We start from the raw sequence: 17,515 nt of genomic DNA, 5'->3' as shown, positions 1-17,515 counted from the left end.
ACCATATTTTTTTTCTTCCGTACACCCTGTTTTGCGTTTCCGGGAAAAGCCTGTAGACTTTCACAACGGATTGCAAAGTTTTTCGTTTTTTTCTTGCAGGATTGCCCTTAAAAAGCTATAATAGAAGCAATGTCCACGAAAAGGACGCAGAAAAATATACGTTTCATCAACAAAAAAACTGGAGGTTTTTTTCATGCAGACCAAGCAAGATGGCCGTCTCGGCACCGAAAAAATCGGGAAACTGATGCTCGAACTGGCCCTTCCCTCTGTCCTCGCACAGATTGTAAATGTACTATATAACATTGTAGACCGCATTTATATCGGCCGGATTCCTGATGTTGGTTCCCTGGCACTGACCGGTGTCGGCGTCACGTTTCCGATTATCACAATCATCTCCGCCTTTGCCGGATTCGCAAGTGGAGGCGGTGCTCCTCTTGCCGCCATCGCACTCGGACAGAAAAACCGGGACCGCGCAGAAAAAATTCTTGGAAGCTCCACTTCCCTGCTGCTCTTTTTCTCCGTGTGTCTGATGGCGTTTTTCTTTTTCTTTCAGACACCGCTTCTGTACCTCTTTGGTGCAAGCAGCAACACAATCCGATACGCTTCCACGTATATTTCCATTTATCTTGTCGGAACCGTATTTGTCGAGCTGGCTGTCGGATTGAATACTTTTATCAGCTGTCAGGGACACGCACGCACGGCCATGTGCTCCGTTCTCATTGGCGCTGTTATCAACATTGGTCTTGACCCTGTTTTCATCTTCGTTCTTCATATGGGTGTTTCCGGGGCCGCACTTGCTACCATTCTCTCCCAGGCTTTAAGTGCTGCATGGGTTCTTCGGTTTCTTACCTCAAAAAAATCAGGTGTCCGCCTTTCTCTTCGCACCATGAAACCGGATTTTTCCATTTTAGGCTCTGTCATGGCACTCGGCATCTCACCATTTATCATGTCTGCAACGGAAAGTGCCATCACAATCGTCATGAACCACGGGCTGCAGACGTACGGCGGCGACCTCTATGTCGGCTCGATGACAATTCTCCAGTCGGTGCTGCAGCTGATTTTCGTACCGGTCAACGGCTTTACAAACGGGGTACAGCCGATCATCAGCTACAACTTTGGTGCAGGCCAGTTTGACCGTGTCCGCCAGACAATCCGGCGCATGATCGCCATTACTTTTACTGCCGCTTTCGTCTACGTTGTATTCGCAATGCTTCGTCCGGCTCTTTTTGCCGGTCTTTTCACGACTGACCCGGAACTGATTGTCATCGTAGAGAAGGTACTTCCGGTCTACATTGCCGGCATGGCAATTTTCGGACTGCAGAGCGGCGTACAGAGTTCCTTCCTCGGTCTTGGCCAGGCGAAGATTTCTCTTTTTATTGCACTGCTTCGAAAAGTCATCCTTCTGATTCCGCTTGCACTCATTCTGCCGCATTTCTTCGGTGTCATGGGCGTTTACTATGCAGAACCGATCGCTGATGTATGTTCTGTTATCACTGCCGTTACGCTGTTTCTCTGCAATATCCGGAAAATTCTTTCAACGGAAACACTTGCAAAAGTAACTCATACCGAAGAGTGACAAAAGAGGCGCTCTGCGACCTTTTCCATGCACCACCCATAATCAATTTTCTCGATCGTTTCGGCTGCATAGACGGGATATTCCGCGAGAAGAATCCCGTCGATCGAATACGTAACCGAACCGACCTTTTCTCCTTTCTTTACCGGGGCTTTCAAAAGCTCCGGTAAAAAAATGTCTTTTTCCGGTATTTCTGTCTCTTTCAGAAGAGCGGGAAGCGAGCGCGCCGGATCAAGCGCCGGACTTGTAAGGGTAAGGCGGGCGCTGCTTTTTACCTGCAGCATCCCGTCGTAAACACCGTCTGCTACTTCAATCTGCCCTGGGTTCCAGCTATGGTCCAGCACGTCACGATACATATACGATTCCAGCCCGTAGTTTAAAAGCTTTGCGGCATCCGCCCATTTATAGTTTTTATGGCTGGGCCATCCGCATGCAAGCAACGACACAATCAGACGCTTTCCATCCCGCTCCAGCGCACCGGTATAACAGTAACCGGCTTTTGCCGTGAAGCCGGTTTTTCCCGAAACAGCTCCATCCATCTGATCCAGCAGTGCGTTGTGATTATAGCAGTTGAACATGTTTTTCTTTTCCAGATCCCAGAAGGTATAGGACCGCGTCTGCGTCACTGCGAGAAACTGGGCGGCTTTCGGTGAAATCCAGACACAGTATCGCATGATCCGTGCCAGATCAGCTGCTGTCGTGTGGTGATCTCCGCCTGCGTCAGAAGCATCGAGACCGTTCGGCGTCACAAAATGCGTATCCGTACAGCCGATTGCTGCGGCTTTTTCATTCATAAGCGATGCAAATTCCTCTACACTTCCGCCGATGGTCTCTGCAATCATTACCGCCGCGTCGTTATGCGATTCCAGCATCAGGGAATACAGAAGATCGCCAAGCAGAAACTGTTCTCCCTTGCGCACACCGAGATGTACTTTCGGCGCTGCGGCTGCTTTGGCCGATGCAGTTGCGACCGTCTGCTCTTGTCCGTTTTCCAGTGCCAGAATGCATGTCATGATTTTCGTTGTGCTCGCCATTGCCATAGGATCTGTCTCGCGTTTTCCGAACAGCACACGGCCGGTATCGCCATCCATCAGGCATGCCGCCGTTGCAAACAGCTGATTCGGCTCGCTCTCCTGCTCTGTCGCAGTCACGGACACACTTCCCAAAAACAGAAGCAGGATTCCCAGGAAAAAACCTGTCTTGTTTCTTCTTTTTCTGTTCAAAATCAGATCCCCCTTGTGTTTTTTCTCTTTAAAAATGGAAAAGCCGGACGCTCTTTTGGGACCGGCTTTTTGTCTGCTTCTTCTTCATTATATGAGGTTTCCTGCAAAATCATGGTAAAATTTCACAAAGTTATTGACACTGCGATCCATATCATGTATAATTCCCCGTGTTTGTATAGAATTACTAAACTTTTTGTTTATTTTTACTGAGATTTCCTGAGAATCCGTATTCAGCAAAAGGATCCCGGGAAAGACTTTGGATGCAGAAAGGATTTTTTATGGAAATCGGAAAAAAAATCAGGGAACTGCGGATGTGGAAAGGGCTGACGCAGGAGGAACTGGCAGATCGGAGCGAGCTGTCAAAGGGATTTATTTCCCAGCTTGAAAACGATGTGACCTCTCCCTCGATCGCCACGCTGGTTGATGTTCTTACCTGCCTTGGAACGGATCTAAAAACGTTTTTCGGCGAAGAGCAGGACAATCAGGTTGTCTTTTGCGAAGAAGATTACTTTGTAAAGACCGCTGAAGCGCAGGGCAACGAGATCGCATGGATCGTTCCGAATGCACAGAAAAACAGGATGGAGCCAATCCGGCTGACGCTGCAAAGCGGCGCGTGCACCGAGATTGATTCACCGCATGAAGGCGAGGAATTCGGCTATGTACTTTCCGGCCGTATTCTCCTTCATCTTGGAGATGAATGCCACAAAGTGAAGAAAGGGGAAAGCTTCTACTATCCCGCTTCCTGTAATCACTATCTGGAAAATCCGGGTAAAACACCGGCCATCATTCTCTGGGTCAGTTCACCGCCTTATTTTTAGATTTTTTACACCGCGTGATTTTCACGAGAAACGGTGTTCCAAATTTCACAACCCGAAAGGAGCATATTACACATGAGTACCAAATTACTTGATCTGGTCAACATCACAAAATCGTACGACGGAGTTACCATTCTGGATGATCTGAATCTTTATATCCGTGAAAACGAATTTCTTACTCTCCTTGGCCCGAGCGGCTGCGGAAAAACAACTACATTACGTATCCTCGGCGGTTTTGAGACACCGGATGCCGGAAAGGTTTTATTTAACGGACAGGATATCACCCAGCTTCCGCCAAACAAACGCCAGCTAAACACGGTGTTCCAGAAATATGCTCTTTTCACGCATATGACAATTGCGGAAAACATTGCTTTCGGGCTGAAAATCAAAGGAAAATCCAAAGCATATATCAATGACAAAATCAAATACGCATTAAAACTTGTTAACCTTGAGGGTTACGAAAACCGCTCCCCGGCGCTTCTCTCCGGCGGCCAGCAGCAGCGAATCGCCATTGCGCGCGCGATTGTCAACGAACCGAAAGTTCTCCTTCTGGATGAGCCGCTCGGCGCACTTGACTTAAAGCTCCGCCAGGACATGCAGTACGAGTTGATCCGTCTGAAAAACGAACTTGGCATCACCTTTGTCTATGTCACCCACGATCAGGAAGAGGCGCTTACCATGTCGGACACGATCGTTGTCATGAACCAGGGTTATATCCAGCAGATCGGCACACCGGAAGACATCTACAATGAACCGCAGAACGCATTCGTTGCAGACTTCATCGGTGACAGCAACATTCTCGACGGCATCATGATTGAGGACCGTCTCGTCGAGATTCTCGGTGCGAAGTTCGAGTGCGTTGATGTCGGATTCGGCAAAAACAAACCGGTCGACGTTGTGATCCGCCCGGAGGATATTGATCTTGTGAAACCGGAGGAAGGTACCATCCGCGGACGTGTCACCCATCTGATTTTCAAAGGTGTTCACTATGAGATGGAGGTTACGGTGAACGGTTTTGAGCTTCTCGTTCACTCTACCGATCTGTTCCCGGTCGGACAGGAAGTCGGCATCCATGTCGATCCATTTGATATCCAGATCATGAACAAACCGGAATCCGAAGATGAGGAGGCGGCAGCCATTGAAGAGTAATAAATTAAAGAAATGGCTGGCAGCACCGTATGCCGTCTGGGCTGCCGGTTTCATCATCATCCCGCTGATCCTGATTCTCTACTATGCGTTCACCGGGGAAGAAGGCGGCTTTACCCTTTCGAATTTCGCCTACGTTGCGACGAAGGAAAACATCAAGGCACTCGGCCTGGCGCTGTGGCTGTCGCTTCTTAGCACCGCGCTCTGTCTTTTGCTTGCCTATCCGCTTGCCATGATTCTGGCAAACCGGAATGTCAATCAGACCAGCTTTATTGTGCTGATCTTCATTCTCCCGATGTGGATGAATTTTCTGCTCCGTACGCTTGCATGGCAGACACTGCTTGAGAAAAACGGCGTCATCAACAGCATCCTCGCGTTTTTCCATCTGCCCGGCATTTCCATCATCAATACACCGGGAGCGATCATTCTCGGTATGGTGTACAACTTCCTGCCGTTTATGGTTCTGCCGATCTACAATGTTCTGATTAAGATCGACCGTGATGTCATCAACGCAGCAAGGGACCTCGGAGCAAACAGTGTGCAGACGTTTCTGAAAGTAACGCTGCCGCTCACCACGCCGGGTATCGTAAGCGGTATTACCATGGTATTCATCCCGGCGCTTACAACCTTTGTTATTTCCGACCTGCTCGGCGGAAGCAAGATCCTTCTGATCGGAAACGTCATCGAGCAGGAGTTCAAACAGACCAACAACTGGAATGCCGGAAGTGCACTCTCCACAGTCCTGATGATCTTCATCATCCTGTCGATGGTTCTGATGAACAAATACGATAAAGACGGGGAGGGAACGGCATTTTGAGAAAGAAACTGGAAAAAATTTACATGGCACTCATTTTTATTCTTCTGTATGCGCCGATTGTCACCCTTGTGGTGCTCTCCTTTAATGATTCAAAAACGCGTGCCAAATGGGGCGGCTTTACCCTGCACTGGTACCGCTCACTGTTTGCCAATACAGAGATCATGAATGCGCTGTATACGACACTGATCATCGCGCTTCTTGCCTCTGCGATTGCGACTGTGCTGGGAACGCTTGCGTGCATCGGCATCAACAGCATGTCGAAAAAGAGCCGGACGGTTTTCATGGGCATCACCAATATTCCGATGCTGAACGGTGAGATCGTCATGGGTATCTCGTTGATGCTGCTCTTTATCATCTGCCGCATTCAGCTTGGATTCGGTACCATTCTGATGGCACATATTACGTTCAATGTTCCTTACGTTATCTTGAGCGTTATGCCGAAATTAAAGCAGACGAACAAATCGACGTACGAGGCAGCTCTCGATCTTGGTGCCTCTCCGCTGTATGCATTCTGGAAAGTTATCTTCCCGGACATCATGCCAGGCGTTGTTTCGGGCTTTCTGCTCTCCTTTACGATGTCCCTCGATGATTTCGTTATCACCTACTTCACCAAGGGACCGGGCGTTGATACGCTCTCCACAAAGATTTATGCCGAAGTCCGCAAGGGAATCAAGCCGGAGATGTACTCGCTCTCCACGATTCTTTTTGTTACCGTACTGCTTCTGCTGCTCCTTGTGAATGTGAATCCTTCTCCGAAGGAAGAAAAAGAGGAGGCAAAAGAGCGCGAGGCTATGGCGAAGAAGGGCATCCGTTTCCGCATCACGAAACGTGTGGTCTTCCGCCGGATTCTTCCGATCGCCATGGTGCTTGTCATCGGCGGCGGCGGTATTTACTACGGAAGCCAGAATGCTTCAGCCGGCGGCTCCCAGCAGCTGATTGTGTACAACTGGGGCGAATATATGGATTCTGATGTCATCGATATCTTTGAGGAAGAAACCGGTATCCACGTTGTTTACGAGGAGTATGAGACGAACGAAATCATGTATCCGAAGATCAAATCCGGTGCGATTTCCTACGATCTTGTCTGCCCGTCCGACTATATGATTCAGAAGATGATCCAGAACGATCTGCTGCAGCCGATCAACTTTGACCATATTCCGAACGCTTCCAACATTGGAGATATGTACTACGAGACTTCCGAGCAGTTCGACCCGGGCAATCTCTACTCGATCCCGTACTGCTGGGGAACAGTTGGTATTCTGTACAACAAAAAAATGGTAACCGAGCCGATCGACTCCTGGTCTGTTCTGTGGGATACCAATTACCGCGACAGCATTCTGATGCAGGACAGCGTGCGCGATGCGTTTGCTGTTGCTTTAAAGGATCTGGGATACTCCTTAAACTCCACCAATATCAAGGAGCTGACGGAGGCGAAGGATCTGCTTGTGACACAAAAACCTCTCGTGCAGGCGTACGTTGTGGATCAGGTGCGTGACAAGATGATCGGAAATGAGGCGGCTATCGGCGTTATTTACTCCGGTGAAGCTATCTACACGAAGCGTGAAAACCCGGATCTGGAATACGTTGTTCCAAAAGAAGGCTCTAACGTCTGGATCGATTCCTGGTGCATTCCAAAAGATGCGCAGCATGTCGAGAACGCAGAGAAATTCCTGAATTTCCTCTGCCGGCCGGACATCGCACTGAAAAACTTTGAGTATATTACCTACTCTACGCCGAATGATGCGGCGCGTGAACTGATTGAGGATGACGATATCCGAAACAGTGAAATCGCCTTCCCGGATGAGGAAACGCTTGCACGGTGCGAAACCTTTACGTATCTTGGCGATGATGCCGATGAGGTTTACAACCAGCTGTGGCGTGAAGTAAAATCAAATTAAAGATCTGCTTTCGGACAAAAAAAGATCCCGGTCAGGAATTCTTAGGAAAGATTCCTGCCGGGATTTTTCTATTCTTACTGTTGCTCTCAAAAGTCTGTTTTAATCAAAATTGTGGTCAAAGCGCGGGGAAAGCGTTCCGTTTCCATGGAGCACTTCATCCAGCTTTACAAGCTCCTGCGGCGCCTCTGCAAGCGCTCTTTCGTACAGGTGGACAAGATTCCGTGTGCCCGCTTCGCATTCCTTCTGAGGCCTTCCAGGCATCACACGGCCGCCCATCGAATCGTAGCAGCCGACCAGTTTCATCACTCCAAGAAGAAGGCTTCTTACCGCACTGCTGCGGCAGATCGTGATTCTCGTCCAGAGCTTCATGCCCTTCAGGCATTCGACAATTTCTGTTTCCCCGATTTCCGGAAAACAGCGGTGGATGACCTTGTTGCCGTCGGTGTGCGGGCAGATCGGCGATGCCGGACGGTATACGAGCGGATCGAGGCCGTCCTCCAGCATGAAGTACTGGTCAAGGCTCGTCTCAATCTTTGCATGGGAAATTCCAGTGTGATCCACAAATTTCCCGATATACGGATGACACGTCGAATCGAGAAGGTAATGGCAGGCAAAGCCTAACAGATACGCTTCCATCGCCTCTGACGGACTCTGCTGATACTTTTTCACCTCATCCTCGAACAGAACGGAAGCCGTCTGCTCATGCAGAAACGTTCCGTAATCAGACACACGGTTTTTCGAGAACGGATGGTAATAAAAGAAGATATCCGGCCCGTGCAGTCCGATCAGATACAGTTTTTTGTTTTCTCGAATGATCTTTTTCAAATTTGCCGGAAGCTGTTCATAAACTTCTCTTCCGAACCTGTCGTGTGCGTACGTAGTAGGCATATCGGTATCTCCCTTCTTTTTTCTCCTGCCGGATCAGACATCCAGCTTGATCTGCATTTCCTCTTCCACTTCTGCGCGGAAGTCCTCCATCTTGACCGGACTGATCTCCGGCAGATTGTCGGTGGAATCGACGCCGAAGTTCCGCAGGAATTCTTCGGTCGTGCCGAACACAATCGGGCGGCCCGGCGCGTCGAGGCGGCCAAGCTCCTGCACCAGATTGTACTCCACCAGTTTGTTGACCGCGTGATCGCTCTTGACGCCGCGGATCTTGTCGATCTCCTGCTTCGTGATCGGCTGCTTGTAGGCAATGATCGAGAGGGTCTCCATCATGACGTCGGTCAGAACCGCCTTCTTCGGCTGCATGGCGATGTTGACAAGATAATCATAATATTCCTGTTTCGTGCACATCTGATACGCATTTTCAAGCTCCACGATGTGGATGCCGCGGTCTTTCGTATTATATTTTTCCATCATATGGTTCAGAATCCTGCGGGTCGTCTCCGTGTCATGGCCGATCGCTTTTGCAATCCTTCCCAGCTCCACGGAATCTCCCATCGCAAAAAGGACTGCCTCGATGGCTGCTTCCGCCTCCTCGACCGAAGAGGGGCGTCTTGCCTCACCCGGGGCAGTTTCTTTATTCCTGTTCTGTTCTTCCATCTGTCTTGTCCTCACTGTCTGTCTCGTCTGTATACGGCACAACTACGGTGTCTTCATCCTCCAGGGATTCAATCAGGATATCCCCGAAAAGCTCCTCCTGGCTGATCCGGATTTTGCCGGTTTTCATCAGCTCCAAGATTGCAAGGAAGGTGACAATCACATGCACCTTGCCCGGCTGGGATTCCAAAAGGTCGCGGAAGCTGAAGCGGCGTTTTTTAACAGCAAACTGCTCGACATACGTCATCTTGTCCGGCAGGCTGACCTCTTCTTTTTCGATCTTTCCGAACTTGCTTCGGATCGGGTCGATCTTGTCCTCCTGGCGCTTTAAAATCATTTTATAGATCGTATGGAGCTTCGCGAGAGAAATCTGCGAGAGGAGCTCGGAGGTGTCGACCGGCGTCCTGTACTCCAGCACTTCTCTTGGAAGCGTCGGTTCCTTGTACACGGAACGGCTCGCCTCGTTCATGCGGTCACGCAGCTCGTACGACATGTACTTATACATTTTGTACTCTAAAAGCTGCTGCACCAGCTCGGCTCTCGGGTCCTCTTCCTCGCCTTCCTCATTCACTTCTTTTGGAAGCAGCATGCGGCATTTGATATCCAGAAGCGTCGCCGCCATGACCATGAACTCGCTCATGATGTCGAGGTCTTCCCGCTCCATCTGATGAATGTATTCCAGATACTGGTCCGTAATCTCTACAATGGGGATATCGTAAATATCTATTTTGTTTTTATCGATCAGGTGAAGAAGAAGGTCCAGCGGTCCTTCAAACACCGGAAGCTTTACTGGTATCGCCATGTGCTCTGTTCTCCCTTACGGTTTCCCGATATCTGTAATAATCAATTCTCTTCTGTTCCAGATGCGGACCGGAATGGTGTGTTCGCCCGTTCCTGCACTGATGATCTGGCAGGTGCCGCCCGTCAGGAACAGCCCGCGGCAGTTTTTCGAAAAAAGGCGGAAATCCGGCGTCACAAGCCCCCGGTGCGCGCCAAGGCCCACCACGCCGCCGTGATAATGGCCGGAAAGCGTCAGATCGGCTCCATATGATGCATAGGAGCTGCGGTAGGCAGGGTGATGTGCCAGCAGAATGCCGTAGCGCGCCGGATCCGGTTTTCCAAGGTGGTCCGTCAGTTCCGAAACCGGCAGCGGTCCGCGGTAAAAGCGGTTGTAATAGGTGCGGTCCATGGCATAGCCGTAGATCCGGACCGGACAGCCGCTGATGGTAAGATCCGCCGTCTCATTTTCCAGATAGCAGATTCCTGCCTTTTTCAGGCGCTCCCGGAGCTTTTCATACAGATCGCCGTACTGTTCCGGATACAGCTTCAGACGGTATTCGTGGTTTCCGCAGCCATAGATTACCTGGTATTCCTCCGCAAGACGTTCCGCGAAACTCAGACCCGGGTCGAGGTTCTCCCCCGGCTTTGCCACAATCTGGTCCCCGCCGATGATGACAAGATCCGGAGCCGCCTCATCGATGACTGCCTTTAACACCGTGTTATCCGGGCCAAACTCCATATTGTGAAGATCACTGATAAACGCCAGACGAAAACCGTTTCCTTCCAGAAATTTTCCATTTGACGAAAGTTTGTAATAGGTCGTTGTAAATTTTCTCATACCGTTCATTATACTTGATTTTTCGGTGTATGACAACCCGTTTTCCCTGCTGTTTATAAGCTCAATGCCTGTTTTGCCAGCTGATCGGCTTTTTCGTTGTAGGTGACGCCGGTGTGGCCCTTTACTTTGCAGAAGCGGATCGCAACTTTGGCCGATGCCATCTCGTAAAAATTCCGGTAATCGATGGTTCCCTGTTTTTTCGCCTGCCATTCTCTCGTACACCAGCTTGCGATTCCCTGGTAATCGTGATAGATGGCCAGCTCCGGAATATCATGTGTCAGGCAGTAAGCCATGGCCAGCTCTGCGCCCTTGATCTCGCCTGCCACATTCCGCATGGAGACGAGATCCGGGTCGCTGTATTCTTCTGCAAGATTCAACTCTTTTCCGTCCAGGAAGAGGACCACACCGCAGGAGAACTTTCCGAGCGCATGCTGATAGCTTCCATCCACGTATGCGACGGCGCTCCTGCCGACACCGGCGTATTCCGGGTCTTCGCATGGTTTTTCTGCCAGAATCAGGTGTTCCCAGTCCCAAGAAGAAGGATCGGGTGCTGCCGTGCTCTGTACTGCCTTTCGTTCCGGGGCAGCGGAATACGTTCCTTTTGTTTCCCGCAGCAATGGTTCCGGCATTTTACCGCCGCCCAGAAAGGCCTCTGCCTCCTCCAGACGCTCAAATCCCTTGTAAATTGCGCCAGGATAACCGTGTACCTGCGCTTTGCACGCATCCCATGTCCGGTAGATGCCCGGAACCTTTCCCTGTTTTACCGCATAGTAATTTTTCTTTGCCATGTTTTTCTCCTTTTCGCGCATGATACTCCGGCTTTATGCCGTCCCAAGAAAATATTGTTTCATCGTACATCCGAACAGGTCCCACATGCCGGCTCTTGCCACGTCTGCTCCATATAAAATCGCAACGGAACCAAGTTCCTCACCGTCTGCTTTGTAAACAACTCTTCCGGCACACTCGCCTTTCTGGATAGGGGCCTGCACCTCTTCCGGCAGTTCTATCGTTTTTTCCACTTCACCGATCACCGTCCCGCCCGTCGCAAGATAGCGGAATTCTTCCGCATATTCCAGTTCTGCCGTATCCTGCTTTCCATAAACAACCGAAAGTTCCGGCAGGGGATCGCGTTCCCGGTCTATGTAGATGCTGCAGGACGAAAACCCATACTGGAACAGTGACGCCGCATCTGCAAACCGCACCTTGTAGTCCGGTGCTCCCATCACGACTGCCAGCATTGTCAGATCATTTTTCTTCGCCACTGCCGAGACGCAGTACTTCGCCTTCGAGGTGCTTCCTGTTTTCAGTCCCACACAGCCCTCATAGCCGCGGATCAGCTTATTTGTATTGGTGAGGGTGAATGGTTTGCTTCCCTTCTGTGTGACATGCGTAATCTCTTCCATCCAGATAGAGGAATAGTTCAGGATCTGCGGAAAGCGCTCGATCAGCTCCCGAGACATTTTCGCCACATCTGCCGCTGTCGTGTAATGGCCGTCGGAATCCGTGAGGCCGCAGCAGTCCTCAAACTTCGTGTCGTTCATGCCGAGTTCTTTTGCTTTCTGGTTCATCCGGCTGACAAACTCGCTTTCTGTCCCCGCAATATGCTCTGCCATCGCTACAGATGCATCGTTTCCCGAAGCAACGACAATACACTTGATCATCGTCTCAACGGTCTGCTTTTCGCCCTCTTCCAGAAAAACCTGGGACCCGCCCATACTTCTGGCGTGCGCACTCGTCGTCACTTCGTCGGTCAGCTGGAGCGTCCCTTTTTCGAGCTCTTCAAAAATCAGCAGCAGCGTCATGATTTTTGTGATGCTCGCCGGGCTTCGCTGTTCCGACGCATTTTTCTCATACAGAACAGTTCCGGTCTGTGCCTCCATCAAAAGAACAGACGGCGAAGCCAGCCCAAGGTCCGTTGTCATCTCCGGTGCTGTCTCCTCCGTCTCTTCTGTTTTCTGTTCCGTTGTTTCGTTCTGCTGCTTGTCGGAAGATTCTCCATTCTGCTCTGCCGCAGTCACTTTCAAGGGCGCTGCAAGAAGCGCCAGGATCATCAGCAGGCTCCAGACGATATTTCGTGTTCTTCTCTTCATATTCCCCCGAAACATCTGCTCTTTCTTCCCTACAGGCTATGCAGACGACCGCAGAACTATGCTGTCTGTTCCGTTTACAGCAGCGGTGCCAGAAACTTCAGCGCACCGCGGAGTGCACGGACTGCAAAATTTTTCTTTCGGCAGTAGTCCATATTGATCTGCTCACACTGTTCAAACGTGGTCAGCGCATCCTCTTTTACCTGGGCAACCGCACTGCTGCCGTACATCCAGACACCGCACTCAAAATGCAGGTACATGCTCCGGTAATCCATGTTGATCGTTCCGACCGTCGCAACTTCATCATCACAGACAAAGCTCTTGGAATGGATAAAGCCCGGCGTATACTGGTACATCTGAACGCCGGATTCCAGCAGGATCTCGTAATTGGCCTGCGTCAGAATATAGACAATCTTCTTATCCGGGATGCCCGGCGTTACAATCCGCACATCGACTCCGCGCTTTGCCGCCATGCAGAGAGCGGTCAGCGTCTCGTTGTCCGGAATCAGATACGGAGTAAAAATATAAAGATATTTTTTCGCCTGTGAAATAATGTTCAGATAAACATGCTCGCCTACTGTCTCTCCATCCAGCGGGGAATCGCCGTACGGCTGCACAAAACCGTCTTTTTTAAACGCTTCCTCGTGATAGATCTCCGGCCGGTATGATTCGAAATTGCATTCCATACCGGTGATTGTGCTCCACATCTGCAGAAACATCACCGTAAAACTCCATACCGCCTCACCATGCAGACAGATTCCGGAATCCTTCCAGTGGCCGAACCGCTCCTTGCGGTTAATGTATTCGTCCGCAAGATTAATGCCGCCCGTGAAAGCCGTATGACCGTCGATCACGGCAATTTTCCGGTGGTCACGGTTATTTAAAATGACATTCAGCACCGGTCGGAACTGATTGAACGCCGCACACTTGATGCCCATCTGCTGCAGCGATTTATAATACTGATACGGCAGCGTCGTCACGCAGCCGAAATCATCGTAAATCAGCCGCACATCCACACCGGCGGCCGCTTTTTCCTTCAGAATCTCCAGCACCGTATCCCACAGATACCCCTCGCTGATGATGAAATATTCCATAAAAATGTAGTGTTCTGCCTTTTTGAGTTCCTCAATAAAGTGCTCAAACCATACATCTCCCAGCGGGTAATACTCTGTTTCTGTGTTTTCATAAACAGGATAATGCGCATAATTGGTCAGATAGGAAGACTGCCCCGCTGCCAGGATATTTTCTTCCTCGAGCTTTTTACGCGTCTCTTCTTCCTCTCCAAGAACGCCTCCCTGCGAAAGCAGAACTGTATCGTAATGTGTACGGAATTTTCTTGCCACACTGGAATGGCCGAGAATGCCGTACAGGCAGATTCCGGTTACCGGAAGCGCCAGGATACAGACTGCCCACATCAGTTTGTAGCCGGGATTCATTTTCGGATTATTGATAATCGAAAGCACTGCAATCAGGGAAAGGATCGTGACCGCATAGTTGATGTAGACAGATTTTTCATTGAGCTGCATCATAATTCCGGCCAGCCAGCAAAATTCCAGAAGAAGTGCAACACCGATAATGACCATACGGCTGGTAAGCAGCTTCAGAATCTTTTTCACGATACGAAACAACTTGTTTGCTATTTTGTACAAAATTCTCATTTGTCACCGCCTTGCTGTTTTGTCAAAACCTGCGACTTTAAGTTACAAGTATAAAAATCCCCGGCAAAACAGATCGCCGGGGATTTTTTGCACATTAATTATACTTACGTTTTCTGGCAGCTTCAGATTTCTTTTTACGACGAACACTTGGTTTCTCGTAATGCTCTCTTTTACGAATCTCCTGCTGAATGCCAGCTTTTGCACAGCTACGCTTAAATCTGCGTAAAGCGCTGTCCAACGTTTCGTTTTCTTTAACGATTACATTTGACATAGTCTCACACCTAACCTCCCTCCAGTTGTAGATTGTGCATAATACAACTGTATGGGTATTTTTTGCACTGTTCTTATTATACCAGAAAAATCTCGTACGTCAACAAGTTTTTTCATTTTTTTGCAAAATTTTTCCCTGCCGCCTGCCTGGCTCCTTTTTCTGCCCTGCAGGCGGCAGGATTTTGTGCTGTTTTTCCTGCTTATTGTTATGCGATCTGGCCTTCCAGTACCTCAGCAGCTTTTGCAACTGCTTCGTCGATCTTCTCCGGATTCTTTCCGCCGGCCTGTGCCATGTTCGGACGTCCACCGCCGCCGCCGCCGACAACGGCTGCCACTTCTTTGATCAGTTTTCCGGCATGTGCACCTTTCTTCATCGCATCATCGGTTACCATGGCAAGAAGGCTTACTTTGCCGTCCTTTGCAGATGCCAGAACAACAACGCCGCTTCCCAGTTTTTCTTTCAGCTGGTCGCCAAGGTCACGCAGTCCGTTCATATCGACATCCGGTACGGATGCAGCGAGAAGTTTTACACCTTTGACTTCGGTTACTTTATCCATAACATCGCCGAGCGCTTCTTTTGCCAGTTTGCTCTTTAAGGACTCATTCTCTGCCTGGAGTGCTTTTGCCTCTGCCTGCAGATGAGCGATCTTCTCGAGGAGATCCGCCGGTGTTGTCTTTAAAAGAGCTGCTGCCTCATGTATTTTCTCTTCCTGTGCTTTATAGTATGCAGTAACAGACGGTCCGGTCAGAGCTTCGATTCTGCGGACACCTGCTGCAACGCCTGCCTCAGAAACAAGTTTGAACAGTCCGATTTCAGCGGTATTCTTTACATGGGTACCACCGCAGAGCTCTTTGGAGAAGTCTCCCATGGAAACGACACGTACTTTGTCGCCGTATTTCTCACCAAACAGAGCCATCGCGCCGGATTTCTTTGCTTCCTCAGTATCCATGATGTCGGTTACAACCGGGATCTGCTCCTGAATCTTTTCATTTACCAGATTCTCAACTTTTTCCAGTTCTTCCGGTGCCATAGCCTGGAAGTGGGCAAAGTCGAAACGGAGTCTGGTCGGGGTTACGAGAGAACCTTTCTGCTCTACGTGTGCACCGAGAACAGTCTTTAATGCCTTCTGCAGAAGGTGTGTTGCGCTGTGGTTCTTCTCGATATTTTTTCTTGCCTCTTCGTTGACCTGAAGTGTAACTTCCTCGCCGTTTGAAATCATACCGGATTTCATGACACCGACGTGGCCGTATTTTCCGCCGCGGAGTTTGATGGTATCTTCTACTTCGAATACACCATTTGCTCCTTTGATGATACCGCAGTCGCCTTCCTGACCGCCCATGGTAGCGTAGAACGGAGTTTTCTCTACGAAAATGGTTCCCTTCTGGCCTTCCATCAGAGATTCTGCAATCTCAGTCTCTGTCGTCAGAACGGTTACTTTGGAGGTATCCTCCAGATGATCGTATCCGGTAAACTCAGTTGTTACGGACGGGTCGATCTCATCGTAAACGGTTGCATCAGCACCCATGTAGTTTGTTACTTCACGGCTCGATCTTGCACGCTCTCTCTGCTCTTCCATTGCTGCATGGAAACCGTCCTCGTCGATGCCGTAGCCCTTCTCCTCGAGGATCTCTTTGGTCAGATCCAGCGGGAATCCGTAGGTATCGTACAGTTTGAATGCATCCTGTCCGTCCAGAACTTTTTTGCCTTCGCTCTGCATTTTTTCTTCGAGCTCGGAGAGGATATGAAGTCCCTGGTCGATGGTTTTGTTGAACTGGGTCTCCTCGTTGTTCAGAACGTTGAAGATGAAATCTTTTTTCTCTTCAAGTTCCGGATATCCGTCTTTGGAGCCTTCGATTACGCTTGCGGAAAGGCGGGCAAGGAACAGTCCGTCAATGCCAAGCAGACGGCCATGACGTGCTGCACGGCGGATCAGACGGCGCAGTACGTAGCCTCTTCCTTCGTTGGTCGGCATGATTCCATCGGAAATCATGAATGTTGCGGAACGGATATGGTCTGTGATAAGGCGGATGGAAACATCGGTCTCATGATCTTTATCATACTCTTTTCCGGAGATTTCGCATACTTTGTTGCGGAGTGCCTGAATGGTGTCGACATCGAAGATGGAATCTACATCCTGTACGACAACGGCCAGACGCTCAAGTCCCATACCGGTATCAATGTTCTTCTGGATCAGGTCGGTGTAGTGGCCCTCGCCGTCGTTGTTGAACTGGCTGAATACGTTGTTCCATACTTCCATGTAACGGTCACACTCGCAGCCAACGGTACATCCCGGTTTGCCGCAGCCGTATTTTTCTCCGCGGTCATAATAAATCTCAGAACACGGACCGCACGGACCTGCGCCATGCTCCCAGAAGTTGTCCTCTTTTCCAAAACGGAAAATACGGTCTGCCGGGATGCCGATCTCTTTGTTCCAGATATCAAATGCTTCATCATCGTCCTGATAGATGGATGGGTACAGACGATCCGGATCGAGCCCTACTACCTGTGTTAAAAACTCCCAGGACCATGCGATTGCTTCGTGTTTGAAATAATCACCGAAGGAAAAGTTTCCGAGCATCTCAAAGAAGGTGCCGTGACGGGCTGTTTTTCCTACATTTTCAATATCGCCGGTACGGATACATTTCTGGCATGTTGTTACTCTTCTTCTCGGCGGAATCTCTGCGCCTGTGAAGTAAGGTTTCAGCGGAGCCATACCGGAGTTGATCAGTAAAAGACTTTTATCGTTGTGTGGAATCAACGAAAAACTCTTCATAGCAAGATGTCCTTTGCTCTCGAAGAACTCAAGAAACATCTTTCGTAATTCGTTTACGCCATATTTTTCCATGACTGTTTGTCCTCCAAATAAT

15 protein-coding genes are annotated in these 17,515 nt (G+C 49.7%); 5 read left to right on the top strand and 10 right to left on the bottom strand.

Annotated features, from left to right (window positions below):
• The first annotated feature begins 193 nt into the window (after positions 1 to 193).
• Complete coding sequence (locus tag DWX26_RS01885) at positions 194 to 1,576, top strand: MATE family efflux transporter (protein ID WP_055226390.1); 1,383 nt, start codon at positions 194 to 196, stop codon at positions 1,574 to 1,576.
• On the opposite strand, the gene DWX26_RS01880 is transcribed toward DWX26_RS01885, so the two are convergent.
• Complete coding sequence (locus DWX26_RS01880) at positions 1,561 to 2,796, bottom strand: D-alanyl-D-alanine carboxypeptidase family protein (protein ID WP_243030475.1); 1,236 nt, start codon at positions 2,794 to 2,796, stop codon at positions 1,561 to 1,563. The genes DWX26_RS01885 and DWX26_RS01880 overlap by 16 nt on opposite strands.
• Positions 2,797 to 3,074: 278 nt before the next feature.
• Between DWX26_RS01880 and DWX26_RS01875 the strand changes: the two genes are divergently transcribed.
• The 4 genes from DWX26_RS01875 (at position 3,075) to DWX26_RS01860 (ending at position 7,472) form a co-directional block, all read left to right on the top strand.
• Entirely contained in the window at positions 3,075 to 3,614 is a 540-nt protein-coding gene (locus DWX26_RS01875) for a cupin domain-containing protein (RefSeq protein ID WP_055226534.1), read from the top strand.
• A 72-nt stretch (positions 3,615 to 3,686) separates the two neighbouring features.
• Positions 3,687 to 4,760, top strand: coding sequence for an ABC transporter ATP-binding protein (locus DWX26_RS01870; RefSeq protein WP_117812903.1), 1,074 nt, complete (start codon positions 3,687 to 3,689; stop codon positions 4,758 to 4,760).
• The gene (locus DWX26_RS01865; protein ID WP_055218051.1) at positions 4,732 to 5,574 is read left to right on the top strand and encodes an ABC transporter permease; all 843 of its coding nucleotides are present in this window, start codon (positions 4,732 to 4,734) and stop codon (positions 5,572 to 5,574) included. The genes DWX26_RS01870 and DWX26_RS01865 overlap by 29 nt, the downstream gene beginning before the upstream one ends.
• A gap of 23 nt (positions 5,575 to 5,597) precedes the next feature.
• Entirely contained in the window at positions 5,598 to 7,472 is a 1,875-nt protein-coding gene (locus tag DWX26_RS01860; protein ID WP_442857748.1) for an extracellular solute-binding protein, read from the top strand.
• 99 nt (positions 7,473 to 7,571) lie between these two features.
• Here the strand turns inward: DWX26_RS01860 and DWX26_RS01855 are convergent, their stop codons facing one another.
• The 9 genes from DWX26_RS01855 to alaS all read right to left on the bottom strand — a co-directional run bounded on the left by DWX26_RS01855 (position 7,572) and on the right by alaS (position 17,493).
• Entirely contained in the window at positions 7,572 to 8,360 is a 789-nt protein-coding gene (locus DWX26_RS01855) for a zinc dependent phospholipase C family protein (RefSeq protein WP_117812900.1), read from the bottom strand.
• A 33-nt stretch (positions 8,361 to 8,393) separates the two neighbouring features.
• On the bottom strand, positions 8,394 to 9,017 hold the full coding sequence (scpB, locus tag DWX26_RS01850) for an SMC-Scp complex subunit ScpB (protein ID WP_118600630.1): 624 nt from the start codon (positions 9,015 to 9,017) through the stop codon (positions 8,394 to 8,396).
• Complete coding sequence (locus tag DWX26_RS01845) at positions 8,995 to 9,816, bottom strand: segregation and condensation protein A (protein ID WP_022462320.1); 822 nt, start codon at positions 9,814 to 9,816, stop codon at positions 8,995 to 8,997. The genes scpB and DWX26_RS01845 overlap by 23 nt, the downstream gene beginning before the upstream one ends.
• Before the next feature lie 15 nt (positions 9,817 to 9,831).
• Positions 9,832 to 10,632, bottom strand: coding sequence for a metallophosphoesterase (locus tag DWX26_RS01840; RefSeq protein WP_158554950.1), 801 nt, complete (start codon positions 10,630 to 10,632; stop codon positions 9,832 to 9,834).
• 53 nt (positions 10,633 to 10,685) lie between these two features.
• Complete coding sequence (locus DWX26_RS01835) at positions 10,686 to 11,420, bottom strand: ribonuclease H1 domain-containing protein (protein ID WP_118600628.1); 735 nt, start codon at positions 11,418 to 11,420, stop codon at positions 10,686 to 10,688.
• A 33-nt stretch (positions 11,421 to 11,453) separates the two neighbouring features.
• On the bottom strand, positions 11,454 to 12,722 hold the full coding sequence (locus DWX26_RS01830) for a D-alanyl-D-alanine carboxypeptidase family protein (protein ID WP_243030473.1): 1,269 nt from the start codon (positions 12,720 to 12,722) through the stop codon (positions 11,454 to 11,456).
• Between the two features lie 74 nt (positions 12,723 to 12,796).
• Positions 12,797 to 14,377, bottom strand: a complete 1,581-nt coding sequence (gene cls, locus DWX26_RS01825; RefSeq protein ID WP_117801014.1) for a cardiolipin synthase — start codon at positions 14,375 to 14,377, stop codon at positions 12,797 to 12,799.
• A 94-nt stretch (positions 14,378 to 14,471) separates the two neighbouring features.
• Positions 14,472 to 14,648, bottom strand: a complete 177-nt coding sequence (gene rpsU / locus DWX26_RS01820) for a 30S ribosomal protein S21 (protein ID WP_004222305.1) — start codon at positions 14,646 to 14,648, stop codon at positions 14,472 to 14,474.
• Positions 14,649 to 14,853: 205 nt separating this feature from the next.
• Positions 14,854 to 17,493: an alanine--tRNA ligase gene (alaS, locus tag DWX26_RS01815; protein ID WP_118600626.1), complete on the bottom strand. Its 2,640-nt coding sequence runs from the start codon at positions 17,491 to 17,493 to the stop codon at positions 14,854 to 14,856.
• Between the last annotated feature and the right edge of the window lie 22 nt (positions 17,494 to 17,515).

This window comes from Blautia sp. AF19-1 (genome assembly GCF_003479155.1).
Lineage (GTDB): Bacteria > Bacillota > Clostridia > Lachnospirales > Lachnospiraceae > Fusicatenibacter > Fusicatenibacter saccharivorans.
Note: the sequence above shows the minus strand (reverse complement) of the source record. Positions and strands in the feature narration are given on the sequence as shown.